Raw genomic sequence first — 26,357 nt, forward strand, 5'->3', positions numbered from 1 at the left:
ACTGCACGTGTCTTGCTGCGCATTCGACTGCACGACTGGCCTTAAAACGGCAGGTCGTCGTCGGGCTCGAACGAATCGTCCTGCTGTTGACTTTGCCCGCCGCCCTGGTTGCCGCCGCTCTGGGAGCGCTGCTGCTGCCCCTTACGCGGTTGGCGCCGCTGGTCGAAGTTGCCGGGCCCGTTGTCTTGATTCATGCGGTTGCTGTTTCCACCCGAGCCGCCCCCTCGTCGTCCGCCGTCGCCACCGCCACTGAGGAAGATCACGTCGCGGGCCTTCACTTCAGTGCTGTAGCGTTTGTTGCCGTCGCGGTCTTCCCAGGAGCGGGTCTGGAGCGAGCCTTCCACATAGATCTGGCGGCCCTTTTCGAGGTACTCGCCGCAGGTTTCGCCGAGTCCGCCCCACGCGACCACATCGTGCCATTCAGTGGTATCGACGCGCTCGCCGTCACGGTTGGTATACGAGTCGCCGGTAGCCATGCGCATGTTGCACACTGCTGTGCCGCTGTTGGTGTAGTTGAGTTCGGGATCCTGACCCAGTCGCCCGACCAGGATGACCTTATTTACGCCGCGTGCCATAGTGGGTGGTTGCGTTGTGTGAACAGGTAAGATACGTACTATCTGGTTTCGTTAAAACGGTGGAGCGCCGTTGGGTTCATCCGGAGCAGGTACCTTCTCCGAGGATGCGTATTCATCTTCATCCATCGGCTCATGCACGGCCTCCGAGCGCTGTTTCGACTGCGTTGACGATCCTCCGGTGCCAGATCCACCTAAAAAGACAACATCCTGCGCCTTGACTTCGGTACGGTACCTTTTGTTGCCATCACGGTCTTCCCAAGAGCGCGTCTGCAACTGGCCTTCCAGATACACCTGCTGCCCCTTGTCGATGTACTCGTCGCAGATCTCCGCCAGGCGGCCCCACACCACAATGTTATGCCATTCAGTGGTGTCAACGCGCTCGCCGTCGCGGTTGGTGTACGAATCATTGGTTGCTACCGAGAACGTACACACTGCGGTTCCGCTGTTGGTGTATTTGAGTTCGGGATCCTGACCCAGTCGGCCCACCAAGACGACTTTGTTTACGCCACGTGCCATAGGATTAGAAGGTTGCATAGAAAGAAGTAGACGGGCAAGCCACACTGCACATTAAGGCCTGGACGTTGTAGACACATCGCGCGTATAAACATAACGTGAATGATAGGGGCCTGAGGACATTGCACGGACGCAATGCTGCGGAACGGCGCCCTCCATCGGAGTCGTTGACACGTCTGCGCATCCCTCTTGTGTAGATTCCTCCTGTAGATCCCACGTCGTGCTATGATCGAATCGTGCACCGTCATCGAGTTGGCCAGTGTACTGGCCGGGCCCAGTGTCGGGCAATTCTTCGCCGAACTCGGCGCCACCGTCATCAAAGTCGAAAACCCACGTACGCAAGGCGACGTCACACGGCGGTGGACGTTGCCGCACGAAACCCCGCCCGACGACCGCTCGGCTTACTTCTGCTGCTGCAACTACGGCAAGCAGTCGGTCGCGCTCGACCTGCGTACCGAACGTGGACAGGATGTGCTGCACACGCTGGTTACGGAAGCCGACATCGTGATTGCAAACTACCGTCCGGGGCAGGCCGCAGCACTTGGGGCTGATGCCGACACGTTGCGCGATCTCAATCCGGCCTTGCTGTATGGACACATCACCGGATACGGACCGGACAACCCGCGTCCGGGCTACGATGCCGTCATTCAAGCCGAAAGCGGGTTCATGGCGATGAACGGATCTGCCGATGGGCCGCCTACCAAGATGCCGGTGGCGCTCATGGATGTGCTGGCCGCGCACCATCTGAAAGAAGCCCTGCTCGTGGGACTGCTGCGCCGCACGCAAACCGGCCAGGGTGCATATGTACCTGTTTCGCTTATGCAGGCGGCGGTGAGCGGACTCGCCAATCAGGCGACCAACTACCTGAACACGGATCATGTGCCACAGCGGATGGGCTCGGCGCATCCGAACATTGCGCCGTACGGTACGGCGTACGCCACCGCTGACACGCCGGTCGTGCTGGCCGTGGGCACCGATCGCCAGTTTGCGGCGCTCTGCGACGTGCTGGGCCGTCCGGCGCTGGCCAAGGAGGAGCGCTTCGCCACCAACGCTGCCCGCGTGCAGCATCGCGCAGCGCTGGACAACGTTCTGCGCCCCAGGCTGGCCGAGCAGTCGGCAGATGCGCTGCTGAACGCCTTGCACCAACGCGGGGTACCTGCAGGAGCGGTACGTGTCCTTCCGGCGGTGTTCAACGACCCGCACGCTGCCGCGATGACGCTGGGTACAGGCGATGCCGCGCATCCCGCTGGACTCCGACAAACGATGCCCGGAGCCGTTGAGGATGTAGCACAAGAGATGGGGCCGCCTCCGCATTTCGGAGCCGATACCACGTCGGTTCTGCAAGCAAACGGGTATGCGCGGGGAGCAATCGATGCGTTGGAGAAGGAGGGCGTCATCCAAATAGCATAACTGCGCAGGGCGTGTGGAGGGATCTCCAACAGATCTGCTACAAGCATCCACAGTGCGGAACGGCGCGATGGAGCATCAAATTACAGGCCCTACACTCGTTGCTCTACTTCCCTACATCCAACACGTCGTATGTCTACAATGCAAGCCGTACAAGTCCCTGAAGCCGGGGGCAATTTCGAAGTCGTTGAGCAGCCCATTCCCGAACCGGGTCCGGGCGAGGTGCGCGTGAAAGTGCATGCATGCGGCATCTGCCACAGCGACGCGTTCGTGAAAGACGGTGCCATGCCCGGTATCGAGTATCCGCGTGTGCCAGGGCACGAGGTAGCCGGCGTGGTCGACGCGGTTGGCGACGATGTATCGCAGTGGGCGGTTGGGCAGTCCGTTGGCGTAGGCTGGCACGGCGGCCACTGCTTCGAGTGCGAGGCGTGCCGCGCGGGCGACTTCGTGAACTGCGAAAACGGGCAGATCTGCGGCATCTCCTACGACGGCGGCTATGCCGAATACATGGTCGCACCGCAGGAAGCGGTGGCGTCGATGCCCGACGGACTCGACTACACCGACGCGGCGCCGCTCCTATGCGCGGGCATCACCACGTACAACGCCCTCCGCAATGGCGATCTGCAGCCGGGCGACCATGTGGCGGTGCAGGGCATTGGCGGACTGGGGCACCTGGCGGTGCAGTATGCGCGTCAGTTTGGATGCGAGGTGACGGCGCTCTCCCGCGGTACCGACAAGGAAGAGCTGGCATACGGGCTCGGTGCGAACAACTACATCGACACAACGGCGCACGACCCGGCGGAGGCACTACAAGCGCTGGGCGGGGCCGACGTGATTCTGGCGACGGCACCCAACAGCAAGGCAATTTCCGAACTGGTGGGCGGTCTTGGGCGCGACGGCCAACTGCTCGTGGTAGCAGCTACGGGCGAACCGATTGAGGTGTCGCCGCTCGATCTCATCATGGGACGCAAGTCCGTAGCGGGCTGGCCCAGCGGCACCGCCGCCGACTCGGAGGACACACTCGACTTTAGCGCCCTGAACGACGTCGCTCCGATGATTGAGACCTACCCGCTCTCGGAGGCCGACGCTGCCTACGACCGTATGATCAACAACGAGGCGCGCTTTCGGGTCGTACTCGTGCCGGATCATGACGCGCCCCTGAGCGCATAGCGTTTCCGGCTCAATCATGTACGGTGCCCTGAGCCTGAGCCGAACGGTCCCGAGAGCATTCCTGAGCGCTGGTCAGGACCACTCGCTGTGGTTGTGTACACATTACGCGACGGCCGTTATCGAATTATCTCAGCAAGACGCGCACGAGACTATGAGCGAGAACACTACTACAAAAGTGTCTGATGACGAGTTGAAGGAAATGGAAAGCCAGACCGACTGGAAGGCCCTTCAAGCGAAAACGGATGCTGAGATCCAGCAAGATATAGCTGCCGACCCCGATGCGCATGCGTTAGATGCGGACTGGTTTCAGGTTGCACAGTCGGTGGTGCCTTCCTCTACAAAGAAGCGCATCACGATACGGCTTGATGAAGACATCATCGCATACTTCAAGCGCGAGGGGGACGGCTATCAGAGCCGAATCAACGATGTGCTCAAAACTTTCGTAATTGCCAAGCGCATACAGGATGAGCGTTCCTCGCGCTCGCCCTAACCCCAAACGATGAAGGGCCGCTCCATGTAGAGGGCGGCCCTTCGGGCGTTGAAGCATTTACGAGAGATGCGACGGAGCAGCGAGCAGGAGGCAGTGCCTGCGCATCCCCCAAACACATTAAGAACCTGTTTGGGTTTTGGTTTGACGGCGAGAGCGAGGGCCGCTGAGGCGAAAATTGGACCCCAATCGAGGTTCGTAGCTGGGGCTACGGGCCGAGATTAGGGGCAATTTGCAGCCCAGCGGAGCCGCTCAGAGCCCAAAATAAGAAATCAAAACAGGTTCTAAAACACGGCAGTGAGCCCAAGCGAAAAGGTGCGCGGAACGGGGACTGTAGCCAGATCCAGGCTGCGAACGCCGGTGCGTTGTCCACCTATGTTGATCTCGGGGTCGTAGCCGTTGTAGCCGTCAATGGAGAGCACATTGCGGGCCGTGAGGGTGAAGCGCACGCGCTCGATGCGCGCGGCGGCCGGACGCACGGTGTAGGCGGCGCTGACTTCTCGCAGCTTCAGAAACGAGCCGTCTTCCACCCAGTGCTCATCTATATTGAAGGCCTGTTGCGAATATCCCATCGGCACTGTGCCTTCCAGTTCTTGTTCGTAGATGGAGGAGGTGCCGCTTATGGGCTGTGTGCCTGCGAATCGCGAGTAGTTGAAGACATCGTGACCCACCACCGCATCCCACTGCATACGCAGGTCGAAATTGCGGATCCCCACCTCGTTGATCCACGACGCCACAAAGTCGGGATTGGGATCGCCAATGATGTCCGGAGCATCAGGCACAGGGATGCCGCGCCCTGCTGCATCAGGGGCCGACGGGTCACGGACTCGCCAGACGCCGTCGTCTTCGACCAGGACATTTCCGGCGATGTCAAGCACATTGCCCTGGGCATCGCGGCGAAATGTGGTGCCGTAAAAGACGCCCAATGCTTCTCCATCTGTCGCTCCCGAAAGTTCGAACGAGTTAGGAAAGTAGGCTATGTCTTCCAGCAGATCGCGGACCTCGTTGCGGTTGCGGCTGAAGTTGATGGTGGAGGTCCAGTTCGTACGGGCTCGATCCACGACCTGTGCCTGCACCGAGAGCTCGATACCGCGGTTGGTGAGCGTGCCTGCATTCGAGAAGACCGGAAAGCCGGCGCTTGTTTCCGGGGCCGATTCCAGCCCCACGCTCACCAGCAGGTCGCTGGTGCGCTGCCTGTAGTAGGTGGCGTCCACGGCCACGCGGTCGCTAAGCAGGTGTGCGTTTGCGCCGATCTCTACCTCACGGGTGCGCTCGGGCGTCACGCCTGTAAACCGGCTTCGGTAAAACGGAGCGACGGATGCTGGTCCACCCGAAAAGCCGACTGCAGCCCGCAGCGTAAAGCGCGGAAACAGGCGATTCAGACCGCTCTCGCTCCAGAACGACTGCTCTGAGAGCGTGTGTGCAAGGCGCGCGCTCGGGTAGAATGCGAGCCCGCTGTCGTCGAACGAGGGATACGAAGCAACGCGCCCGGCCCCGGTAAGGACGAGGCGGTCCTTCCAGGTTAGCGTCTCTTGCACGAATCCGCTGTACACATCGTACTCGGTTTCGAACGTATTGGCATCGATGGAAAAAAGTGGGTCTCCAGGCATACCCTGAATCTCCTCTTCATTCCTCGTTCCGGTCTCATGGCGTAGGGCACCGCCTACGTGCGTGGTGGACTGGAGCGTAGAAGAAAGATCTGCGACATAGCGCACGTCCAAGCGGCTGTTCACATGCTGCTGGGTGTGCATTATGTTTCGGTCAGATCGGGGCGGGAAGTCGCGTGACGCCTCTGAAAACGAGGTGATGCCTGCGGGTATGAGCGCCATTGCATCATGCTCATACGTATCCAGGCCCAGCACGTAATCGACGGTTAGATGCTCGGTCGGGCGTAGATTCAGTGCCGCGCTCCCGATAAACCGGTTGGTGGTCTGCGTAAAGTCAAATCGGTCAATGACTTCCAGCGGATTGAGCCCGAAGCCCTGACTGGGAAAGGTGCCATCGTTAGCGGGGCGCGGGTCAAACGTGTTCGGGCCTAAGATGAAATCGCTCAGAGCGCCATAGGAGCGATTGAAATCACCGTTCGGGATGTCTTGCGTGGTGCTGCGTGCGTAGGTGGCGCTGCCGGTAAGCGTGGCCCAGTCGTTTAGCGTCTGGTCGAAGCGCAGGCGTCCGTTTAGGCGACGAAAGCTGTTGCCCTCAACGATTCCCTGATTGGCAAAATGGGAGCCCGAGGCGCGGTACCGCGTGTCGCCGAATCCGCCCGATACCGAGAGCGCCTGCTCGGTGCCATAGGCCCGGTCGTAGATGAAGTCTTGCCAGTCCCAGCGGCGCTCGCCCTCGGGGAGCGGGTCGCCGAAGTTGTCCAGAAACTGCCCCTGTTCGTTCTGGGCCATGTTCACATCCAGCGTGTTGCGCACCGCCTCGGTCTGCACCCGCGTTGAGAACGTAACGCGGGGCGCGCCGGGGGTACCCTGCTTGGTGAAGATCTGTACGACCCCGTTGCTGGCGCGGGCGCCGTAGCGCGCCTGGCCGGCCGGCCCTTTCATAACCTCGATGCGTTCCACATCGTGCAGCGCCAGGTCGATAAGGCGGTTTTGAGTGCGTCCGCCCAGGTCAATGAGTTCGCGAGAGGCATTGCTAATGGGAATGCCATCCAGCACGTAGAGCGGGCTGGTGCTTCCGAGAATCGTGCTGGGGCCGCGCATCCGCACGGACATCCCGCCTGCAGGGTTGCCGTTAGTCTGCGTGATGTAGGCGCCAGCAATTTTGCCCTGCAGGGCGCGGTTGACCGAGAACGCCGTGTATCCAAAGTCCGTGCTGTCAACGACAGCACCCGCGTATCCCCGTTGCAGGGATTCGGGCGTCGCATTGGATGTGTCGGCCACCGAAGTGGCGGGGGCGTTGGGGGCTTGTTGGGCGATTGTTGTTGAAGGGATGAGCACAAGCAGGATGCCGAAAAGCAGTCCGAGGCTCAATGGTGCGTTCCAATTTTGCATATGGGATAGAATGTAAGAATGAAGGGGAAGAGATCGCTAAATAAAAAGCGCGTTGTGGGTGTTAGGTAAATACAACAGAGAGGATGACTCGGCATCCCAGGAATGAAGATGGGCGGTGCGGACAGGCGGCACTCCCATGCACATGCCGCTCCGGTGGTCGCTACGGAGAGCGACACAGCATCAGAGCGGCTATGCGTCGTGTCGTGTGCATCAGTGGGTGCGGGCGGAAGCCCACGCATCCCCCTGTACCTGAAACCTATACGAAAGGCTATACGTCCTCGCGGCTCCAGCCGGTGGAGTGGTCGTTGATGTAGGCGGTAAGCTGGTCGATGGCGACGCGGTCTTGCTCCATCGAGTCGCGGTCGCGTACGGTGACCTGCTGGTCGTCGAGCGTGTCGAAGTCCACCGTAATGCAGAACGGCGTGCCGGCTTCGTCCATGCGGCGGTAGCGTTTGCCCATGGAGCCGCGCTCGTCGTACATCACGTTGAAGTGCGGGCGCAGGTCGGCCTCGATGTCGTGGGCGATGTCGGGCAGGCCCTTCTTCTTCGAGAGTGGGAAGATCGCGGCGCGGATGGGCGCGACCTCGGGGTGAAAGCGCAGCACCGTGCGCTCGTTGCCGTTGGCCTCGTCCTCGTCGTAGGCGTCGCAGAGCAGCATCAGCACCGTGCGGTCGAGCCCGACCGAGGTTTCGACCACGTACGGGATGTATTTCTCCTGCTCGAACGGATCGTAGTAGGTCATATTCTTGCCCGAGTACTCCTGATGCCGCTTCAGGTCGTAGTCGGTGCGCGAGTGGATGCCCTCCACCTCCTTCCAGCCAATCGGGTACTCGTACTGGATGTCTTCGGCGGCGTCGGCGTAGTGCGAGAGCTGCTCGTGCTCGTGGAAGCGCAGCTTTGAGGGGCGCACGCCCAGGCGCTTGTGCCACGCCATGCGCTTCTCGCGCCACTCCGCAAAGAAGTCGAGCTGCTCGCCCGGCTTCACGAAGTACTGCATCTCCATTTGTTCGAACTCGCGCATCCGGAAGACAAACTGCCGCGCCACAATCTCATTGCGAAAGGCCTTGCCGATCTGGGCAATGCCAAACGGCACGTGCTGGCGCGCCGGCTCGCGCACGTTCTGGAAGTTCACAAAGATGCCCTGGGCCGTCTCCGGACGCAGGAAGATGCGGTCGCCGGTTTCCGCAACGGGCCCCACGTGGGTTTCAAACATCAGGTTGAACTGCCGCACGGGCGTCCAGTCGAAGGCGCCGGAGCGAGGGGCGCGGATCTCCTCGTCCTGAATGATGTCGTACAGGTTGCCCGCCATGTCGTCGCTGTTGAGGGCGGCCACGAGGCGTTCGTACACCGCCTCGGCCTGCTCCATGTCGCCGTCCTGGCGGAGGTCGCGGATGTGGTCTTCAATCAGTTCATCGGCGCGGTAACGGTGGTTCGACGCCTTGTCGTCGATCAGCGGATCGTTGAAGGCTTCGGTGTGGCCCGAAGCCTCCCACGTCTTCGGATGCATCATAATGGCCGCATCCAGCCCCACCACATCGCCGTGGCCGTACACCATCTCCTGCCACCACAGGTCTTTGACGTTGCGCTTTAGCTCCACCCCCAGTGGACCGTAGTCGTACGTGGCGGCTTGTCCGCCGTAGATTTCGGACGACTGGAAGATGAAGCCGCGCTGCTTGCACAGCGACACGATGGTGTCGAACAGATCGCTCATATCGGTATCAAGAGGGATTCGAAAAGGCCAAACACAACAAAGCAATGCGCACGTATGCGCCGTGCAGCCTATAACGTAGGCGTTTGGGGCAGGGGATGCAACGCATCACGTTGAAAAGCCGGTGCAGCACCAGACAGCAAGTGGGCAGGTTTCACTTGCAAAACGTGCAACTACGCCCGATCTTGTGTCTCCAGATCGCGTGTCATACGCGGTAGTCGGTCTGGACTCCGTTGTGCTTCCCACGAATCGTGTTCACATTATGAACCGACGCATTAAACGACAGATCATCATCGCTGCGCTTGTACTTACCGCGATTATTGGCGGCCTTGCCCTCATTGCCCAGTTTGCCTGATGCTTGATTTCATGGGATACCGATGGGGGTGTGCTGCCGCTATACTGCTCGCGGGCATTCTTCTTGCGCATCCCGCCAACGCGCAAGTCAACACCGAGCGCATGCGCAAGCTGGAAGCCGATGGCATTGGCGGGGCCGTAGGCGGATCGGTGGCTATACAGAGTGGCAACACCGAACTCATCGAAGTTGGGGCTGACGCCCGCCTCGATGTGCTTCATGCGCCGCATTACGCCTTCATTGTGAGCGAGGTGCGCTACGGCGAGAGCGACGGAAGCCGCTTCCGCGATGCGGCCTTTGCGCATTTGCGCTACAACTACCGGTTTAGCGGGCCGCTTGTGGCTGAGGCGTTTACGCAGCTCGAACGCGATAGCTTTGCGCTCTTGAATCTGCGTGCGCTTGTGGGCACCGGGCTTCGCCTCCGCCTGCTGAATACCGAACCGGCGCGCCTCTTTCTGGGTATCACGCCTATGTTTGAGCGCGAGCGGCTGGATGCGGAACGGGTGGGGGCGCATCCTGCTCGAACGAACGCCCTGCGTATCAGCCAGTACCTGAACGCCCGATTGCGCCTGAGCGACCGCACCTTTCTGATAAGCACTACGTATGTGCAGCCCTGGGTGGCTGTGCCTGCGGATGTGCGGCTGCTCAACGAAACGCGCCTGGGCGTGGGCATTACCGAGGCGCTTATGCTGCGCATCACCCTGAACACGCGCTACGACAGCCGCCCGCCCGGCGAGGTGTCGGACTGGACGCTGTCGTGGACGAACGGCATTACCTTTACGTGGTAAGCGCCGCCCTTTGCCTCTCTTCTGTGTTGTCAACCGCTTTCGTTCATGCTCACGCTGCTGCATCTGGCCGACGTTCATTTCGACACGATCTACGCCGGGCGCACGCTCGACCTGCGTCGCCGTCTGCGTGAGGCGCAGCAGACCGCCTTCGAGCACGCGGTGGACTGCGCCATTGAGGAGCCGGTCGACGCGGTGCTCATTGCCGGCGACCTGTTCGATGCCGACCGGCTCGGCCTCATGACTGAACGTGCCCTACTCGACCAGTTGCGCCGGCTGGAGGCGGCATCGATCCCGGTTGTCTATGCCACCGGCGACCACGATCCGGGTCCGGCGCGCGGACGTGCTGCCTCGATCGACTGGCCTGCGAATGTGCATCTGGTTCGGAGCGCCGAACCGCGTGTCATCCCCCTGACCGATGATGATGGGGAGCGCATTGGGCAGGTGGTGGCTGTCGGGCATCCGCGGGCGCAGGTCTCCGAGAATCTCGCCATCCGCTTTCCGGAGGCCGAGGCCGATGTGCCAACCGTGGGACTGTTGCATGCGCACCTGGAAGACGCCGAGGACGCAGCGGCCCACGACCGCTACGCGCCCTGCACGGCGGCCGATCTGCAGCGTACAGGATACAATTACTGGGCGCTGGGACACGTCCACCGGGGGCAGCAGGTCAATGCGGATGTGCCCGCCTATTACGCGGGCAATCTGCAAGGACGAAATCCAACCGAAACCGGCGTCAAGGGCGGCTTGCTAGTACGCATCCCCCCAGATGGCCTGCCAGATGTGACCGTGCAGCCGTTTGCGCCCATCCGGTGGCATACGCTTGTGCTCGACGACCTGGCGCATGTGGCGTCGGTTGATGCGCTGGCGGGAGGCATCGAGGACGCGTTTCAGGCGGTGCACACGCAGGCGCTGACGACCGAGTGGATGGTGCGCGTCCGCCTGCGTGGGGCCTGTCCCATGGCCAATGCATTACACGACGAGCGGGAGCGCCGCGCCCTCGCCAAGCAGTTGACCGCCCGCCTGAATGTGCTCGATGTGGAGCTTGTGCCCGACATGCTCACGCCGCCGGTAGAAGTCGCTCCGCATGAAGACGAGCCGCATCTGGCGGGCGAAGTCCTTGCGCTTATCGAAGACATTCGCACCGACGACGACTACCTGAACGAGTTGGCGGAGCGCATCTCGTGGGCGCATCCCGGCCACGCCACGCCCGCCGCCCGCCGCGCCTACCTGCGCGGCCTGCTCATGGGCCTCGACCGCGAGGCGCTCACTCGGCTGCTGGTGGATGCAGAGTAGCCTTCCACCTAACGTCGTGCTCCTGTGGCGAACGGCCCCGAAAGCATTCGGGAGGCGTTCCACCACACGCCTCTGCGCTGGATCGCGGGGGTGCCGAGCGCCAGCCAAATCCCGGAAAACTGAACTCGCACATGAGCAACGGGTCCAATACATCACGATGTGCTCCCCTACTGCCAGAACCCTTGGATGCTATGTCGAAGCCATTCCGCATTGAGCATGACAAAGAAGAAATTGTCGTCCGATTCAACCGTAAATTAGTCGACTCGTCGGCATTGTCGCGTCTTCTGGATTACATAGAACTCAACGCGCTGCAAACGGAGAGCGAGATCACTCCAAAAGAAATCCGCGTGCTCGCTGATGAAGTTGATGCAGCGGTGTGGAATCAGGTTAAAGAAAAGTATACTGAATAAGTCGTGCCCACCGTTGTTGTTGTTGATACCAACATACTCTTCTCGGCTCTCCTGAGGGCAGATACGCTCTTTGCAGATACAATTTTGCAGGGAGAGCACCGGTTTGTCGTCAACGAACTCGTGTTAACTGAGCTATTTCATCATAGAGAGAAAATCGCCCAGGTGAGTCGGCTGAGTGATGAATCGATAACCCAACTCTATTATAGACTGATCCGAAGGGTAGAGCTGTACAGGGAGGACTTGATCTCGCCAGAAGTCCGAAAACAAGCGTACAAGCTCTGCCGAGATATAGACGAAACCGACGCCCCGCACGTCGCCATTACAATCGAGGTGAACGGGCTTCTGTGGACGGGGGATAAGCGTCTGAAAGCGGGACTCCAGTCACAAGGATTCGACCGCTTTTTCGATCCAAGCCCCAGTCAGTAATCCTCCCCACCCAATCGCATTCCCCCATCGTCACGTCGTCAGTATGCACCTAACCCACTGTACCATCGACGCCTACGGCCCGCTGCGCGACTGCACGTTCGAGGCGCTGGATGCGCCGGTTGTCATCGTCTACGGCCCCAACGAAGCTGGCAAAACCGCGCTCTTTTCGTTTGTGCAGTCCATGCTGTACGGGCTGTACCCGCCCGCGCCCGATCGCCATCCGTATGCGCCTCACAGTGGGGCCATCATCAGCGGCGAGGCCGGGCTGCGCCTGCAAAACGGGGATCGCCTTACGGTGCAACGCCGCCTGCAGAGCAGTCCGCAGGGCCAGCTTACCGATGACGAAGGCCACACGCGCATCCTGAATAACGAAACGCTGCCCCCCGTTACGCACGTGTCGCGCTCGGTCTACGAGACGGTGTACGCCCTCACGCTCGGCGATCTGGTGACGCTGCACGAGCAGAACGCCTGGGCCGAAATCCAGGATCGCCTGCTCGGCGCCGTCAGCGTCGACACGGTGCGCCCGGCGCGGGCCGTTATTGGCGAACTCGACGACGAGGCCAACGCGCTGTGGCGAGCCGACCAGCGCGGCACCCCCGAGGCCCAGGCGCTGCATGCCGACCGCGAGCGCCTCTACCGTGATCTCCAGAAAGCCCGTGCCCGCGACGAGGAGATGCGCACCGTGCACCAGAAGCGCGCCGACCGCGTGGAGCAGATTGCTACCCTGGAGGCCGAGCAGACCCAGCTTCGCATCGCCCAGCACCGCGATGAGCGCCTGCGTCCGGTCTACACGTTCTTGAAGCAGATCGAACAGAACGAAGCTGAGGCCGGCGACCTCTCGCCGTACGACCACATCGGCGATCCTGAGCAGGAACGTGCTGCGTTAGAGACCGACCTGGACGCCCGTGCCGACGAGCTGGAGCAGCTCCGCGAGCAGCGTACCACGCACCAGAAGGCGCTCGATGCGCGTACCGAAGCAGATGACGCTCTTGTTCGCCATGCCGCCGACATTGCTGCATGGCCGCAGCGCATGGAGCGCATTGAAACCGAACGTGCCACGCTGGCTGACGACCGCGAGGCCGTGCGCCGTGCCCGTGCCGAGCGCGAACAGGCCGCCGAATGCCTCAGCGAGTCGTGGCAAGATGACTTCGCGGAGGCCGTCAAAACGCTGCGCCTGTCCGAGCTGCGCACGCGCATCCAGGCGTACACCGAGGCCGCCGCTATCCTGCGCGAAGCCCGGGCCGAAGCCGAGACGCTGCACCCCGATCGCACCGCTTCCATGCTGCCCGTATGGGCGTTAGGGGGAAGCGGAGGGCTCCTGCTGCTCACGTACATCCTTACCGGATCTACGCTGGCCCTGTCCGTAACCGGAGCGCTCCTTGTTGCGGCAGGGGTCTGGGGCTGGCATGCCAAAGAGCGTGCCACCGCACACGCCGAGCGCCTCGACGCCCTCAACCTGGAGCGGAAGCAGTCCGAGGCCACAGCCCGTGCCCGCGACGTACGCACGCTGCTCGACGCGCTCCCGCTTCCCGACGAACGCCTCGACGCCCCCACCCCGGCGCTGGCCCACGACCTGCAACAGCTGCAGCAGACCGTGCGCGACGTAGAGCAGGCGCAGGCCCGCGTTGAGCAGCGCCGCACGCGCCTGGCCGACGAGCGCAGCGCCTGGACCGATCTGCTTAGCACCACCCACAGCACCGACATCACCGACACGCACGACGACTGGCGTGCGCAGGTGCACGCCCTGCAAGCCCGGCTCGACAATGCCAAAGCGCGCATCCAGGCCGCCCAAGATGCCGAGCCCGTGCTGCCCATGGTCGAAGCGCGCATCGAACGCTTCCAGTCGATGCAAGACACGCAGCAGGCCGAGCACGATGCGCTGTGCGCACTTATCGAAGACCTGGGCGCGGGCGACTGGGACGATGGCGTGGCCGAACTTGCTTCCCGACGTGCTGCCGCTGAGCGGGCCCGCGAGGCCCACGAACGCATGCGCCGCCATCACCCCAACTGGAAAGAGCTACGCGACGAAATCCGTGCGCTCGACGATCCCGAGGCCGCGCTGGCCGCTACAGATGAGGAGCGCGTAGCCCGTAGCGAGCGTCTCGACGCGGTGGCCGAGGCGCTACAAACAGCCCGTGCCAAGAAAGACGAACACGACCGCACCCTGCGCGAGCTGGCCGATCAGCCCACCATGGCCGTCATCGAAAGCGACATTGCTTCGATTGATGCCGAACTGGAGCGCGTACGCACCGAGCGCGACCGCCTGACGCTTCTGGCTACGCTTCTTCGCGAGGCCGACCGCGCCGTTCGCACGCGGCATCAGCCCGATGTGATGCAGCGGGCCTCGACCTACGTGTCGACCCTGACCGAAGAGCGCTACACACGCATCGAGTGGCGCGAAGACGACGACCGCCTCGTTGTCTACGCGGCAGACCGCACCGATCCGCAGCCGGTGAGCGCGCCTATCAGCCGGGGCACGCGCGACCAGATCTACCTGGCGCTGCGCATGGCACTGGTCGACCACCTGGACGCGGGCCATGAGCCGCTGCCGATGTGCCTGGATGAGGTGCTCGTGAACTGGGACACCACGCGCCGCCAGGCTGGCTACCGCCTCTTGCGAGCGTGGGAGGATACGCGCCAGGTCTTCCTCTTTACGTGTCACCGCCCGCTCGTGGAGGAAGCACGCGAGGCGCTCGACGCCAACGTCATCACGATGCCATCTCCGCCTGATGCGTAACGCGAAGCTCCCGATGGCGTGACTTGATAGGGGGCACGCACCTGATCCGGACCTCCGCTATTTCTTGCACGGAGTCGGGGCAGAGCCCCTGAATGGCCTTCGTCGCACGGCGGAGCCATGCGACGAGGTGTTGATTCTCTTTCTTCTCCCGCTCGTCGCGAGGCAGTGTGGGGTTGCGAGATTAATCACAGGACCTGGCATCGACGGTCCTCCGTCGGTGCGATAGGGAAGAGAACGCTCCTGCGTCCGACCCTCCGTGTCGAATCATGTATTCAGTGCTTGCAGTTCCTTTTTGAAGCGATCGGCAAGAGCCTGTGCGTCGTCTTGGGTGGGGGCTTCGGTGTACACGCGCAGAATAGGTTCGGTATTCGAGGCGCGAAGATGCACCCAGCCTTCCGGCAGATCAATCTTCAGGCCGTCGGTCGTGTCGAGGGAGGCATTGGAGACGCCCGCGTATGCAGATTCGAGTGTGGCAAGGAGCGCGTCCACATCGAGGCCGTCGAGCGGCAGTTTGTCTTTGGCCATGGCGTAGGTGGGCATGGCATCGTGGAGTTCGGCGAGTGTGCTTCCGGTGGACGCCAGGTGCTGCACGATGAGGGCCGTGCCTGCGAGCGCATCGCGCCCGTAGTGCAGTTCGGGCAGAATCACGCCGCCGTTGCCCTCGCCGCCCAGAATGGCGTTGTGCGCCTTCATGGCCTGCACCACGTTGATCTCGCCGACTGCCGACCGATGCACCGGCTGGTTGTACTGCACGGCCACGTCGTCGATAGCACGTGAGGAGGAGAGGTTCGTGGCGAATGCGCCTTCGCGTCGCCGCCACAGGAAATCGGCCGCCAGCACCTGGGTGAGTTCTTCGAGGATGATGCGGCCCTTGTTATCGACCAGGGCCAGGCGGTCGGCATCGGGGTCCACAGCAAGGCCCAGGTCGGCGTTGTGTCTGGTCACGGCTTCAGCCAGTGCGGTAAGATGGTCCGGGCGCGGCTCGGGCGGACGCTCGAACTGTCCGTTGGGCGTGCAGAACAGCCGCACGATCTGCGTGTCGCGGACGCCCAGCTCCTGGAGGAGCAGCGGAAGCGCCACCCCGCCCACGGAGTTGCATCCGTCGACGACGATGGTAAGGTCGCGCGCTGCGATGGATGCCGGGTCGATGTACGACAGGGCGCGGATGGCTTCAATGTGGGCGGGCACGAGATCGGCCTGGGTGTATGTGCCCATCTTGTCGTGCGAGACGACGGCTGCTGCATCCCCCTGCGATCGTTTTTTCATGGCGGCTCCTGCCTCGGCATCCAAAAACTCGCCGTTATGGTCGAGCAGCTTCAGCGCGTTCCAGTCGAGTGGGTTGTGGGAGGCCGACAGGATGACGCCACCTGCGGCATTGTGCTGCAGCACCCCCATCTCAACGGTGGGCGTAGGCGCTAAGCCCGCGTCGAGCACATCGCAGCCCATGCTCTGCAGCGTGCCCATGAGGATACGCTGAAATGCTGCGCCACTCGGACGTGCATCGCGGCCCACCACAACGAGCGGCTCGCGGTCCAGGGCCTCGGCCTGTTCACGACACCACGCGCCAAACGCCATGCCGTACCGAACGATTACGCCAGGGTCGAACCCGCGTCCGATGATACCCCGAATACCCGAAACGGACTCAATGAGAACGGAGGAGGAAGCCATGTGAATGCGTCGTTTGTAGAACGGATCGGTTGGATGCGAAAAGGCGCTTCAACGTAGGCATGAGGTCCGTACTTGTTCGGTACCAGCGTGCTCGTTCGACCGCTCTTAATGGAACGGGCATCCAATTGTGAAGGTATCCTTGCTTCCAAACACCACTCTTTTATCGTCCGCTGCAACGGTGCATTATGACGACTGAATCGGCTCCCTGGCGCTGGACATGGCGTCGGCGCTTTACCTATCTGACGCTGGCGGTGACGGCTGCGCTCATTTCGTGGGGCGGCTGGGTAACGAGCATTGAGGCCGGGCTGGCGGTGCCCGATTGGCCCGCGACGTTTGGCTCGTACGATCCGTTCCGCACGGGCATGTACGATCCGAACGATCCCAGCGTGCGGTGGTGGCGCAACATTCCGGTGCTGGCGGAGCACGGCCACCGGCTCTTGGGCGCGCTTGTGGGAATGCTCACGTTGACCCTGGCCGGGTGGACATGGTGGGCCGATCCGCGCAGTTGGATGCGTAAACTGGGCCTCTTTGCCGTGGTGCTGGTTACCACGCAGGGCGTGCTGGGCGGGCTGCGCGTCACCGAAATCTCCTCGACGCTTGCAGCGGTACATGCCTGTACAGCACAACTCTTCTTCGCCCTGCTGGTGAGCATGGCGGTCTTTACAACCGATGCCTGGCGCTCGCGCCGCTCGATCTTGCCGGATGGGCCGCGCGGACGCACCATGCGCATACTGGCGTGGGCTGCCGCGGCAGGCGTCTACCTGCAAATTGTGATTGGCGCCATGCTGCGGCACTCCACACAGGTGCTCTCGGGCAGCTTCGCAATCTTGCACATTGCGGGTGCGTTCGTGGTGACGGGCTTGCTCTTTGCGGCGTTTGTCTACGTGCAGAAGCATTGGACAGCGTACCGCCCGCTGCGGCGTACCGCCTGGGTGGTGCTGGGGGCCGTAGGTGTGCAGTTTGCTCTTGGACTGGCCGCGTACCTGGTGCTGATTCACGAGTCGGCCCTGCAGATACGGAGCACCGCACAGGTGGTGCTCACGGTGGCTCATCTGGTGGTGGGTGCAGCGCTCTTTGCCTCTACCATTGCACTGGCGCTGTGGAGCCACCGCCTGGCTCCGGCTGCTGCATCCGACTTTCCGGGCGACACGGGGGCTCCCAAAAGCGAACCCGTGCTCACTGAGCGGTCGACTCCTGCCTAAGTCCGCCACTTTCCATGTGCTACCTGCCTTTGCCATCTTCGTCTTTCCCATCGTATCCCCCCGTTCATGCCTGAGCGCTCTTCTGCCTCTTCAGATGTCCCGTCGGTGCGTGCCGCCACAGCCGATCAGGCCGGTTATTCCGCCCGTCCGTGGCGCCAGGTGCTGCGCGACTACCTGACGCTGACCAAGCCCGAAATCTCGTTTCTGGTGACGGTGTCGGCGTTTGCGGGCTTTCTGCTGGGCAGTCCCACAAGCCTCGATGGGGGCACACTGCTCATCACGCTGCTGGGCGTGGGCATGTGTGCATGCGGTGTCGGTATGCTGAACCACTGCATGGAGCACCGCTTCGACGCCACCATGAAGCGCACCGCCGACCGCCCCATTCCTGCCGGACGCATTCCGCTGGCACACGCACAGTGGATGGGTACCGGACTGGTCTTGGCCAGCGTGGGGATTCTGTGTCCGCTCGTGAATCCGCCGACCGCCGTGCTGGCCGCCCTCACAGCGATTTTGTACCTGTACGTGTACACCCCGCTGAAGCGCCACACCACGTACAACACGATCATCGGTACCATTCCCGGCGCGCTTCCGGCACTGGGGGGATACGTAGCGGCCACAGGCACCTTCGGCGCCGCCGGATGGGCGATCTTTGCCATTCTGGTCTGCTGGCAGATGCCACACTTCCTCTCGCTGGCCTGGATGTATCGCAACGACTACGCCCGGGGCAACTACGCCATGCTGCCCGTCGAAGAACCCTCGGGCGACTCAACGGCGTATCAAACCATTGCATTTACCGTGCTCCTTCTGGGAGCCAGCGCGCTGCCCACCGCTTTCGGTCCCGCCGGATGGCTCTACCTGGCGGGCGTGCTTCCGTTGGGTGGCTGGTTTCTTTACACGGCCCTCCAGTTCCACCGCGAACGCACCGGTATCCGTGCGCGTCGTGTACTAAAGGCGTCCATTGTGTACATTCCGGCACTTGTGGCGCTGCTTACAATCGACTGGTTTCTGTAGTCTTGCGCCGCCTCTGGCATGTCTGTCCCCGCCATCCATGTAGATAACGTGTCGCTGCGCTACAACAACGCGCAGCAGGCGCTTCAACACGTGCACCTCTCTGTGCCCCAAGGGGCGCTCTTTGGGCTGTTAGGCCCTAATGGAAGCGGAAAGACCTCGCTCTTTCGCATCCTGGCCACGCTCGTTACGCCCACCAAAGGCATTGCAAAGGTGTTTGGGGCCTCTACAGAGACCGAGGCCGCCGCTGTGCGTCAGCGAATCGGCGTGGTGTTCCAGTCGCCAGCCCTCGACGACACGCTCACTATCCGCGAGAATCTGGCCTTTCAGGGCGCGCTCTACGGACTCCATGGCGCCGCTCTGCGCGCACGCATCGACACGGTGCTTCAGCATGTCGACCTCACCGACCGCGCCCATGACGCCGTCGATACGCTCTCGGGCGGACTCGCACGCCGTGCCGACCTGGCGCGCGGCCTGCTGCATCAGCCCGACCTGCTCCTTCTTGACGAACCCACTGCCGGACTCGACCCCATGGCGCGCCGCTCCTTCTGGGAGACAGTGAGCACGCTGCAGGCTACCGAAGGCACCACCATGGTCGTGGCCACCCATCTCATGGACGAAGCCGAGCGCTGCGACGCGGTCGCGATCCTCTCAGAGGGCGAGCTTGTGGTCGAGGGCCAACCCGCCACGCTCCGCGCCGCCCTGGGCGACGAAATGCTCTGGCTGGCCACCGATGCTCCGCACGACCTGGCCCGCGATGTGAATGCCCGTTTTGGCGGCACCGTGCATGCTTTCGACCAGGGCGTGCAGCTCCTGCACGACGACGCGACCCAGTTGGTTAGTGCCCTCTACACCGCGTTTGGCGACCGCATCCAGAGCGCAACCGTGCGTCCCCCCACGCTCGAAGACGTGTTCATGGCGCACGCGGGCACCCGCCTCGATGCCGACCGCGCCTCCCTTGCTCCCGCCTACTCTGCGTAACCCCCGCTCACCCCGCTCATGCCTACCGCTCTGTTGACCATTGCCGCGCTCTGCCGCCGCGAAATCCTGAAGTTCGTGCGCGACCGCAGCCGCGTGGCGGGTGTGCTCGTGCAGCCGCTGGCGTTCTGGCTGCTGCTCGGACTCGGCTTCCAGGGCGCGTTCCAGATGCCCAATTCGCCCGTTGGAGCTGTCGGATACGTCGAGTTTCTCTTCCCCGGCATTCTGGCCCTGGTGCTGCTATTCACCGCCATCTTCTCCACCATCTCTATTGTGGAAGAGCGGGCCTCTGGCTTCCTGCAGACCGTGCTCATCGCCCCCACCTCGCGCACCGCCATCGTACTCGGCAACGCGCTGGGCGGCACTCTTTTGGCTTCGGTACAGGCCCTCCTGTTTGTCGCCGTGTGGCCGTGGGTCGGGCCCGGACTCACCGTGGGCGGCGTGCTCTACGTCACCGCCATCTGCCTGGGCGTAGGCATCGGGTTTACCGCGTTGGGCAGCGCCATCGCCTGGCGCACCGATACCACCCGCGGCTTCCACGCCATCATGAACCTCTTTCTGCTGCCGCTCTGGTTTCTGTCGAGCGCCATGTTTCCCCTCGACAGCGCCGCCCCCGGCCTCCGCGAGTTGATGTACGCCAATCCCGTCTCCTACGCCGTAAGCGGACTCCGCCACGGCCTCTACCCCGATCCTCCTGCCGTGCTCGCCGATCCAGCCCTGTGCATGGCCATCACCTGGGGCTTTGCCGCCGTGATGGTCGGCATCGCCGTGTGGAGCGTGCACCGTCCGCTCTACCAAACGGCATAGCGCAAACGGCATAGCGCAAACGGCACGGGTTTAGTTGGGAGGATACACAGCACAGCGGCACGCCTCCAGAAACGCGTGGGCAAGCGTGCACGTTAGCCTCTTTTGCACTTGACTTTCTCTCAAGCCCCTGCTGTACCATGGCCGACCGGGTCGACCTCAAGACGATGGGCCGCACTGATCTGGAATCCTTCGTCGAAACGCTGGATGAACCATCGTATCGGGGGCGCCAGCTGTACAACTGGATCTATGCCCGCGGCGAAACCGACTTCGCCGAAATGACCAGCCTGTCGAAATCGCTGCGCAGCCGCCTGGGCGAGGTAGCCCAGGTGTCGTCGATCACAGTGAAACGCATGCAGCAGAGCGACGACGGCACCTCCAAGGCGCTCTTCACGCTGCCCTCCAGACGCGAAGCCGAAACCGTGCTCATCCCCAGCTTCGACGCCCTCGGCACGGCACAGCGCCTTACGGTGTGCGTATCGAGTCAGGTAGGATGCGCCATGGGCTGCTCGTTCTGTGCAACGGGACTCATGGGCTTCCAGGAAAACCTCTCGCCCGGCGCGATCTACGACCAGGTGTGGGTCATGAACCAGGAAGCCCAAGAGCGCTACGGGCGCGCGGTGTCCAACGTCGTGTTCATGGGCATGGGCGAGCCGCTGCTGAACTACGATGCGGTGCTACAGAGCGTAGCGCTGCTCACTGATGAGGACACGCTCAACATGTCGCCGCGCCGCATCACCATTTCCACCGTGGGGCTGGCCCGCCGCATCCGCGACCTGGCCGACGACGATCCGCGCACTAATCTGGCCGTGTCGCTACACGCTCCCACCGACGAGCAGCGCAGCGCCATCATGCCCGTCAACCAGTCCGAGAAGACCAGCCTGGATGCGCTTGAAGCTGCCATTCGCTACTATGCGGACACGACCGGGCGGCCCATCACGTACGAGTACTGCCTGTTCGAAGGCGTAAACGATGCGGTAGAGGACGCCAAGAACCTGGCCGAGATCACACGGTGGGCGCCGTCGAAGGTTAACATCTTGATGTACAACCCGGTGCCTTCCCTTCCCTTTGAGCGCACCACAACCGAGCAGCTCAACCGCTTTGTGCAGGCGCTGGTTGAGGAAGGCGTGACCGTCACCGTACGCCAGAGCCGGGGGCAAGACATCGACGCAGCCTGTGGCCAGCTTGCCAATGCCTAATAGGGGTAGAAGGGTGGAGGTATGGGAAGGTGAACGAGGAGAACGTCCTTCCATCCATACGTACATCCATCCTCACGTCACGAGGCGGATACGTGTGTAGCGTCCTGTCCCCCGGCTCCCAGTGCCGAATGCTATCGGCACTGGGAGTGCAACGGAGATCTTGAGCAATGTTTGGTAGTGGGTAGACGCTAAGTGATAAGGCTATCGTAGAATGTAGGTTTGTCTTATTCGAACCCCCTCTCCCTTCGGGTTTCTCCCCCTTTTCCAAGGGGGAGATGTCGATAGACAGAGGGGGTTGTCTGGCTCCGATGATGTCGGCCATATGACAATCACTTACCATTGAACCGCTACCCAATGTTTAAAAGTTAGCGGGGCAGAGGGGCCCGAAGGGTCATGCCTGTTGTGCCCCTGAACAGCCTGCGTCGCACGGCAGAGCCATGCGACGAGTATAAGTAAAGAAACCTTAGCCCGGGATCAGGAGCGTAGCGGATATCCCGGGCGATCATCGAAGCCCACTAAACGGATGCCGAGGCAGAGCCCCGCGACGAGATGACGTGTGTGAGCCCCACCTTGGGCACCCGCACGGCCATGCTGCAACCGGGCTTGGTATTACTGCTCTGGACTCGGGGGCGGGGGCGTCTGCGAAGCCGGAGGCACCGCTGACGTATCAGCCGGGGCTGGTGCACTGGCGGGCGCAGCGGGCACTTCAATCTCTTCTTCCAGCAGCGACTCTAACTCGTTGAAGCGCTCGCCGAATGCAGCAAAGTCGCCATCCTGCAGGGCCTCGCGCGCTTCCTGCACCAAACGGCGCGCTTCACCAATGTTTTCGGCTGTTACGCCCGGCGCACCCGACAGGTCGATGGGCTGTTGTGGAGTATCTTGCATCTGCGCCACAACCGATCCTTCTGCTTCGATGACCTCTTCCCCGAAGATGGTGTTGAGCGCCTGATTCAGCGTGCGCTCCATCACCACGAACTCGTCGTACGACACAATCACGCGTTGGAGCTGCGGGATGCGAATGTTATCGGCAATCAGGAAAATAGGCTCCACGTAGAGGAACGAGTCCTCAATGGGCACCACAATCAGGTTGCCGCGCAGCACACTCGACCCGCGCTGATCCCAGAGCGCAATCTGCTGTGAGATTTCGGGGTCCTGGTCAATGCGCGACTCGATCTGGTTAGGCCCGTAGATGAGGCGGTCCTTCGGTAGGTTGTACGAGACGATCTCACCGTAATTGGGCGGATCTGAGCGCGCGGCGATCCACGCGATCATGTTGTCGCGGTTGTCAGGCGTGACGGGCGTCATGAGCATAAACTGCAGCTCATCCTCGCCCGGCAGCCGCGTCATGATGTAGTACGGCTCCATACGCATCTGACGGCCATCGTAGTTTTCTATGGGGCGCGTCCACAGGTCCTCATTGTTGTAGAAGACCTGCGCGCTCTGCATGTGGTAGCGGTTCAGCTTATCGACCTGAATTTCGAACAGGTCTTGGGGATACCGGACGTGGTCTTGCAAGCCCGGATTCATGGCCTCAAACTCCTGAAACAGCTCAGGAAAGGCGGAAGCATAGGTCTGCACGATGGGATCGTCAGAGTCTACGACATGCAAGTCGACATCGCCATCGTATGCATCTACCACCATTTTGACGGAGTTGCGAATGTACTCGATGCCGTTGTAGCGCCCGTAGCCCTCCACCGTTTCGCTGTACGGGAACGACCGGCTGGTTGTGTACGCGTCTTGGATCCAGTACTGGCGATCGTTATTTACAACGAAATACGGGTCCTGGTCGAATGCCAGGAACGGAGCTACGCGCTCTACGCGTTCTGACACATTATTCCAGATCTGGATGCGGCTTTCCTCCGTCAGGTACTGCGACAGCACGATGTTGTAGTCGCCCAGATAGTAGGCCATGAGGAGCTGCTTCCAGAACGAGTCGAGCAAGATGCCGCCGTCACCGTCGTACGAGGTGTACACGTTTTCATCGCCAGCGGGATAGTTCAACTCCTCGGCACTGGAGGGCGCGATGCGATAGGTGGGCGTGCGGCTGCCGTAGTAGATGCTGGGGTTATCCACGTCCAGCGTAGAGTCGGCCACCTGGGGTGGTAGGTCGCGCATCAGGAACTCGGGCGAGCCCTCGATGCCCTCGCGTGCCACCAGGTTCATGACAGCGCCGTAGCCGTGGGTGTACTGTAGGTGGCGGTTAAACCACGTGTCGGAGCCCGAGGGCAGGCGCTGGGTGAGCTCGCGCGGGGAGAGCATGACCTGCCGGTACTCGCCGTCGATCATGTAGCGATCCACATCGACCTCGTAGAACTGATAGTACAGCCGAATCTGCTGCAGTTGCACGTAGGTATCCACCAGGAGCCGTGGATCCCACAGGCGAATATTACGCACCACGTCATCGTTGTCACGTAACTGCTCAGGATCGAGCTCGGTGCGAGCCGGGTAATCACGTTCCACCACGTTGTTGATGCCAAAGGCCTCGCGCGTAAACTCGATGTTATCCTCGATGTATGGCCTCTCAACCTGCAGTTCGTTTGGCACTACGCGCACCTGGTCGACCACGCGGGGCGCCACCACCATGCTGGCAATGAGCACAAGCACGTAGAGCCCAACGCCGTACGACACCAGCCGAAATCGAAAGCGCTTCAGGTTGAGCGCCAGCAGCCCGATAAGCAAGAGCGTCATGCCAATCATGACCCAGAGAGCGGGCAGCACCACGTTGATGTCGGTGTAGTTCGCGCCAAAGACGGTGCCACTGCGTTCCATAAGCAAGCTATAGCGGTCCAGGTAGAACCCCCAGGCCCAGCCTGCCAGGAGCAGCATTACATTTACGCCAATGTGCTGCAGCGCACTCGGCCGGAGTTGCAGCTGGTTGTTGCGCACGCCAATAGCGCCTACAAGCACATACCCGGTAATCAGGATGAGCAGGCTCAGAAAGGCTAAGCCTACGAATCCGCTCTGTAGCGATTGAATGAATGGCAGCTCCAGCATGTAGAAACCCAGATCGTTGCCAAAGACCGGGTCGGCGCGTCCGTAAGGCTGGGCGTGCCAGTAGCGCAGCAGTTCGTTCCAGCGTCCGGTAAAGCCAAGTGCAAAGAGTAAGGTGAAGACGGATGCCAGGCCCCATCCAAAGCGACGCAGGCGCGATTCGGTGAGGGGTTTACCTCCCATTTGTGCAGGCCCCTCGCCCGAGCTGAACTGCTGCATCCAGTACGGAGGCAAGCGGTTCATAAACAGGGCAATGTTGGTCCCAAAGTACGATCCGGCCACCAACAACACGAGGCCGAACAGGGTAACTTGGAAGCCCAGCTTGGTCCAAAACACGCTGGTGTACCCCAACTCGCCCAGCCACAGATATTCAACGAAGAGGCCGGGGGTAATTAGCAGCGTGGTAAGGAAAAGCCCAAGCAGGAGCAGGGCGCTCTGCACCCATCGGTTTGATCGTATCAGGGACATAAACACAAGCACGCGTCAGCAAAAAGGGGGCAGCGACCGGCAACATCGCTTAAGGATGTGCAAATACCGGGGACGTATAGCAATGCAGACGCCCTACACTCGGTTCGCCTGGAAGAGACATGAGAGCGCTACGGGTGTGTACATTTCGACAATCCTAACGTGAGATGATCGACCATCCTATGCCACGCCGGTTTCTGTACGACCATTGCCTGTACAAACAAGGGATAAGACCGCACGTACACAGAAATGATACACACGGGACCAGTAACGAGGCAACCCATTGTGCCCTGCATACGCGTGTTTTGTCAAGACAGCGTCAGTTGAAATAAACGCGTAATTGCTGTCCAGAAGGGTGTTATGCCATATCCGCTCGTTGCATATTATGAAGCGAACCTCTCATTTATTCAAAATGCACCGTTGATATGTCTGCTGAAGTCGTTTTGGTAAACGCGCACGACGAGCCCGTGGGCGTGGCCGACAAGCTCGAAGCTCACGAGCAAGGATGGCTGCACCGGGCGTTCTCGGTGTTTGTATTTGACCCTAAAGGGCGGCTGCTTCTTCAACAGCGTAACGTGAACAAATACCACTCCGGCGCGCTGTGGTCGAACACGTGCTGTAGCCATCCGCATCCTGGAGAGGCCGTGGAAGACGCTGCGCAGCGTCGCCTGCATGAGGAGATGGGCTTCCAATGCCCGCTCGATGATGCCTTCACGTTCACCTACCGCGCGGTACTGTCGGATACGATGATCGAGCACGAGTACGACCATGTGCTCATTGGGCAGGATACGCCGACTGTGCGGCCCAATGCCGATGAGGTGCAAGACTGGCGGTGGATGGCGCCCAACGAACTTATGGCCGATGTGGCGGCGCACCCTGAGCATTATACGGCATGGTTCCGCATGGCCGTGGAGCGTGTCCTTACCCATGCGCACGAGCAGTATCCCACCGTGGTGCCCGCGCTCGACGAAGCCGTGCAGCGCGCAGGATTCGACTATGCGACCGGCGAAAATATGACCTCGTCGCTGATGCCGTAATACCCGTTTGCAGGTGCCATTCACGATCTAATCGGGCCGCCTTGCGTTGCGCGCTATGCTACCGGAACAAGGCAGCACAACGCGTGTGGATGGTTGCGGCGCGTTGGCAGGGCTCCCGAGCTGACAACCTCCAGGCGCCCTGA

20 protein-coding genes are annotated in these 26,357 nt (G+C 61.6%); 14 read left to right on the forward strand and 6 right to left on the reverse strand.

Going from position 1 to position 26,357, the window contains the following annotated elements; genetic code table 11:
- Positions 1–41: 41 nt before the first annotated feature.
- Together CRI93_RS06600 and CRI93_RS06605 are read right to left on the reverse strand one after the other, a co-directional pair.
- Entirely contained in the window at positions 42–575 is a 534-nt protein-coding gene (locus CRI93_RS06600; RefSeq protein WP_098061835.1) for a single-stranded DNA-binding protein, read from the reverse strand.
- A gap of 51 nt (positions 576–626) precedes the next feature.
- Positions 627–1,109: a single-stranded DNA-binding protein gene (locus CRI93_RS06605; RefSeq protein WP_245850373.1), complete on the reverse strand. Its 483-nt coding sequence runs from the start codon at positions 1,107–1,109 to the stop codon at positions 627–629.
- Between the two features lie 204 nt (positions 1,110–1,313).
- Between CRI93_RS06605 and CRI93_RS06610 the strand changes: the two genes are divergently transcribed.
- From CRI93_RS06610 to CRI93_RS06625, 3 genes are all read left to right on the forward strand, one after another.
- On the forward strand, positions 1,314–2,498 hold the full coding sequence (locus tag CRI93_RS06610; protein WP_098061837.1) for a CaiB/BaiF CoA transferase family protein: 1,185 nt from the start codon (positions 1,314–1,316) through the stop codon (positions 2,496–2,498).
- Positions 2,499–2,636: 138 nt separating this feature from the next.
- Positions 2,637–3,665 carry an alcohol dehydrogenase gene (locus tag CRI93_RS06615; RefSeq protein WP_098061838.1) on the forward strand — a complete coding sequence of 343 codons (1,029 nt, stop codon included), beginning with the start codon at positions 2,637–2,639 and terminating at the stop codon, positions 3,663–3,665.
- A 151-nt stretch (positions 3,666–3,816) separates the two neighbouring features.
- A complete protein-coding gene (locus CRI93_RS06625) occupies positions 3,817–4,155 on the forward strand; it encodes a BrnA antitoxin family protein (RefSeq protein ID WP_098061840.1) in 339 nt (112 codons plus the stop codon).
- A gap of 281 nt (positions 4,156–4,436) precedes the next feature.
- On the opposite strand, the gene CRI93_RS06630 is transcribed toward CRI93_RS06625, so the two are convergent.
- Together CRI93_RS06630 and CRI93_RS06635 are read right to left on the reverse strand one after the other, a co-directional pair.
- Positions 4,437–7,151: a TonB-dependent receptor plug domain-containing protein gene (locus tag CRI93_RS06630; RefSeq protein WP_098061841.1), complete on the reverse strand. Its 2,715-nt coding sequence runs from the start codon at positions 7,149–7,151 to the stop codon at positions 4,437–4,439.
- A 268-nt stretch (positions 7,152–7,419) separates the two neighbouring features.
- Positions 7,420–8,862: a glycine--tRNA ligase gene (locus CRI93_RS06635; RefSeq protein WP_098061842.1), complete on the reverse strand. Its 1,443-nt coding sequence runs from the start codon at positions 8,860–8,862 to the stop codon at positions 7,420–7,422.
- A gap of 351 nt (positions 8,863–9,213) precedes the next feature.
- On the opposite strand from CRI93_RS06635, the gene CRI93_RS06640 reads away from it, so the two are divergent.
- The 5 genes from CRI93_RS06640 to CRI93_RS06660 all read left to right on the forward strand — a co-directional run bounded on the left by CRI93_RS06640 (position 9,214) and on the right by CRI93_RS06660 (position 14,862).
- A complete protein-coding gene (locus tag CRI93_RS06640) occupies positions 9,214–9,999 on the forward strand; it encodes a DUF481 domain-containing protein (protein WP_098061843.1) in 786 nt (261 codons plus the stop codon).
- 45 nt (positions 10,000–10,044) lie between these two features.
- Entirely contained in the window at positions 10,045–11,289 is a 1,245-nt protein-coding gene (locus CRI93_RS06645; protein WP_098061844.1) for a metallophosphoesterase family protein, read from the forward strand.
- Positions 11,290–11,480: 191 nt separating this feature from the next.
- Complete coding sequence (locus CRI93_RS06650; protein WP_098061845.1) at positions 11,481–11,699, forward strand: hypothetical protein; 219 nt, start codon at positions 11,481–11,483, stop codon at positions 11,697–11,699.
- A 3-nt stretch (positions 11,700–11,702) separates the two neighbouring features.
- Positions 11,703–12,125: a PIN domain-containing protein gene (locus CRI93_RS06655; protein ID WP_098061846.1), complete on the forward strand. Its 423-nt coding sequence runs from the start codon at positions 11,703–11,705 to the stop codon at positions 12,123–12,125.
- A 43-nt stretch (positions 12,126–12,168) separates the two neighbouring features.
- Entirely contained in the window at positions 12,169–14,862 is a 2,694-nt protein-coding gene (locus tag CRI93_RS06660) for an AAA family ATPase (protein WP_098061847.1), read from the forward strand.
- A 264-nt stretch (positions 14,863–15,126) separates the two neighbouring features.
- Here the strand turns inward: CRI93_RS06660 and glmM are convergent, their stop codons facing one another.
- On the reverse strand, positions 15,127–16,530 hold the full coding sequence (glmM, locus tag CRI93_RS06665; protein WP_098061848.1) for a phosphoglucosamine mutase: 1,404 nt from the start codon (positions 16,528–16,530) through the stop codon (positions 15,127–15,129).
- Between the two features lie 185 nt (positions 16,531–16,715).
- Here glmM and CRI93_RS06670 point away from each other — a divergent pair, with 185 nt between their 5' ends.
- From CRI93_RS06670 to rlmN, 5 genes are all read left to right on the forward strand, one after another.
- Positions 16,716–17,732 carry a COX15/CtaA family protein gene (locus tag CRI93_RS06670; RefSeq protein ID WP_098061849.1) on the forward strand — a complete coding sequence of 339 codons (1,017 nt, stop codon included), beginning with the start codon at positions 16,716–16,718 and terminating at the stop codon, positions 17,730–17,732.
- A 66-nt stretch (positions 17,733–17,798) separates the two neighbouring features.
- Positions 17,799–18,743, forward strand: coding sequence for a heme o synthase (gene cyoE / locus CRI93_RS06675; RefSeq protein ID WP_098061850.1), 945 nt, complete (start codon positions 17,799–17,801; stop codon positions 18,741–18,743).
- An 18-nt stretch (positions 18,744–18,761) separates the two neighbouring features.
- Positions 18,762–19,721 carry an ABC transporter ATP-binding protein gene (locus tag CRI93_RS06680; RefSeq protein ID WP_098061851.1) on the forward strand — a complete coding sequence of 320 codons (960 nt, stop codon included), beginning with the start codon at positions 18,762–18,764 and terminating at the stop codon, positions 19,719–19,721.
- Between the two features lie 18 nt (positions 19,722–19,739).
- Entirely contained in the window at positions 19,740–20,525 is a 786-nt protein-coding gene (locus CRI93_RS06685; protein WP_098061852.1) for an ABC transporter permease, read from the forward strand.
- Positions 20,526–20,662: 137 nt separating this feature from the next.
- Complete coding sequence (rlmN, locus tag CRI93_RS06690; protein WP_098061853.1) at positions 20,663–21,721, forward strand: dual-specificity RNA methyltransferase RlmN; 1,059 nt, start codon at positions 20,663–20,665, stop codon at positions 21,719–21,721.
- 609 nt (positions 21,722–22,330) lie between these two features.
- On the opposite strand, the gene CRI93_RS06695 is transcribed toward rlmN, so the two are convergent.
- Positions 22,331–25,180, reverse strand: a complete 2,850-nt coding sequence (locus tag CRI93_RS06695) for a UPF0182 family membrane protein (RefSeq protein ID WP_098061854.1) — start codon at positions 25,178–25,180, stop codon at positions 22,331–22,333.
- A 422-nt stretch (positions 25,181–25,602) separates the two neighbouring features.
- Here CRI93_RS06695 and idi point away from each other — a divergent pair, with 422 nt between their 5' ends.
- Positions 25,603–26,214 carry an isopentenyl-diphosphate Delta-isomerase gene (gene idi, locus CRI93_RS06700; protein ID WP_098061855.1) on the forward strand — a complete coding sequence of 204 codons (612 nt, stop codon included), beginning with the start codon at positions 25,603–25,605 and terminating at the stop codon, positions 26,212–26,214.
- Positions 26,215–26,357 lie beyond the last annotated feature (143 nt).

The organism is Longimonas halophila (assembly GCF_002554705.1).
GTDB lineage: Bacteria > Bacteroidota > Rhodothermia > Rhodothermales > Salinibacteraceae > Longimonas > Longimonas halophila.

Coding starts and splice junctions, on each gene's coding strand:
- CRI93_RS06635 (WP_098061842.1), bottom strand. CDS start 8,862: ATGAGCGATCTGTTCGACACCATCGTGTCGCTGTGCAAGCAGCGCGGC.
- CRI93_RS06650 (WP_098061845.1), top strand. CDS start 11,481: ATGTCGAAGCCATTCCGCATTGAGCATGACAAAGAAGAAATTGTCGTC.
- CRI93_RS06630 (WP_098061841.1), bottom strand. CDS start 7,151: ATGCAAAATTGGAACGCACCATTGAGCCTCGGACTGCTTTTCGGCATC.
- CRI93_RS06600 (WP_098061835.1), bottom strand. CDS start 575: ATGGCACGCGGCGTAAATAAGGTCATCCTGGTCGGGCGACTGGGTCAG.
- CRI93_RS06670 (WP_098061849.1), top strand. CDS start 16,716: ATGACGACTGAATCGGCTCCCTGGCGCTGGACATGGCGTCGGCGCTTT.
- idi (WP_098061855.1), top strand. CDS start 25,603: ATGTCTGCTGAAGTCGTTTTGGTAAACGCGCACGACGAGCCCGTGGGC.
- CRI93_RS06685 (WP_098061852.1), top strand. CDS start 19,740: ATGCCTACCGCTCTGTTGACCATTGCCGCGCTCTGCCGCCGCGAAATC.
- glmM (WP_098061848.1), bottom strand. CDS start 16,530: ATGGCTTCCTCCTCCGTTCTCATTGAGTCCGTTTCGGGTATTCGGGGT.
- CRI93_RS06660 (WP_098061847.1), top strand. CDS start 12,169: ATGCACCTAACCCACTGTACCATCGACGCCTACGGCCCGCTGCGCGAC.
- CRI93_RS06680 (WP_098061851.1), top strand. CDS start 18,762: ATGTCTGTCCCCGCCATCCATGTAGATAACGTGTCGCTGCGCTACAAC.
- CRI93_RS06615 (WP_098061838.1), top strand. CDS start 2,637: ATGCAAGCCGTACAAGTCCCTGAAGCCGGGGGCAATTTCGAAGTCGTT.
- CRI93_RS06625 (WP_098061840.1), top strand. CDS start 3,817: ATGAGCGAGAACACTACTACAAAAGTGTCTGATGACGAGTTGAAGGAA.
- CRI93_RS06610 (WP_098061837.1), top strand. CDS start 1,314: ATGATCGAATCGTGCACCGTCATCGAGTTGGCCAGTGTACTGGCCGGG.
- CRI93_RS06605 (WP_245850373.1), bottom strand. CDS start 1,109: ATGCAACCTTCTAATCCTATGGCACGTGGCGTAAACAAAGTCGTCTTG.
- CRI93_RS06695 (WP_098061854.1), bottom strand. CDS start 25,180: ATGTCCCTGATACGATCAAACCGATGGGTGCAGAGCGCCCTGCTCCTG.
- CRI93_RS06640 (WP_098061843.1), top strand. CDS start 9,214: ATGCTTGATTTCATGGGATACCGATGGGGGTGTGCTGCCGCTATACTG.
- rlmN (WP_098061853.1), top strand. CDS start 20,663: ATGGCCGACCGGGTCGACCTCAAGACGATGGGCCGCACTGATCTGGAA.
- cyoE (WP_098061850.1), top strand. CDS start 17,799: ATGCCTGAGCGCTCTTCTGCCTCTTCAGATGTCCCGTCGGTGCGTGCC.
- CRI93_RS06645 (WP_098061844.1), top strand. CDS start 10,045: ATGCTCACGCTGCTGCATCTGGCCGACGTTCATTTCGACACGATCTAC.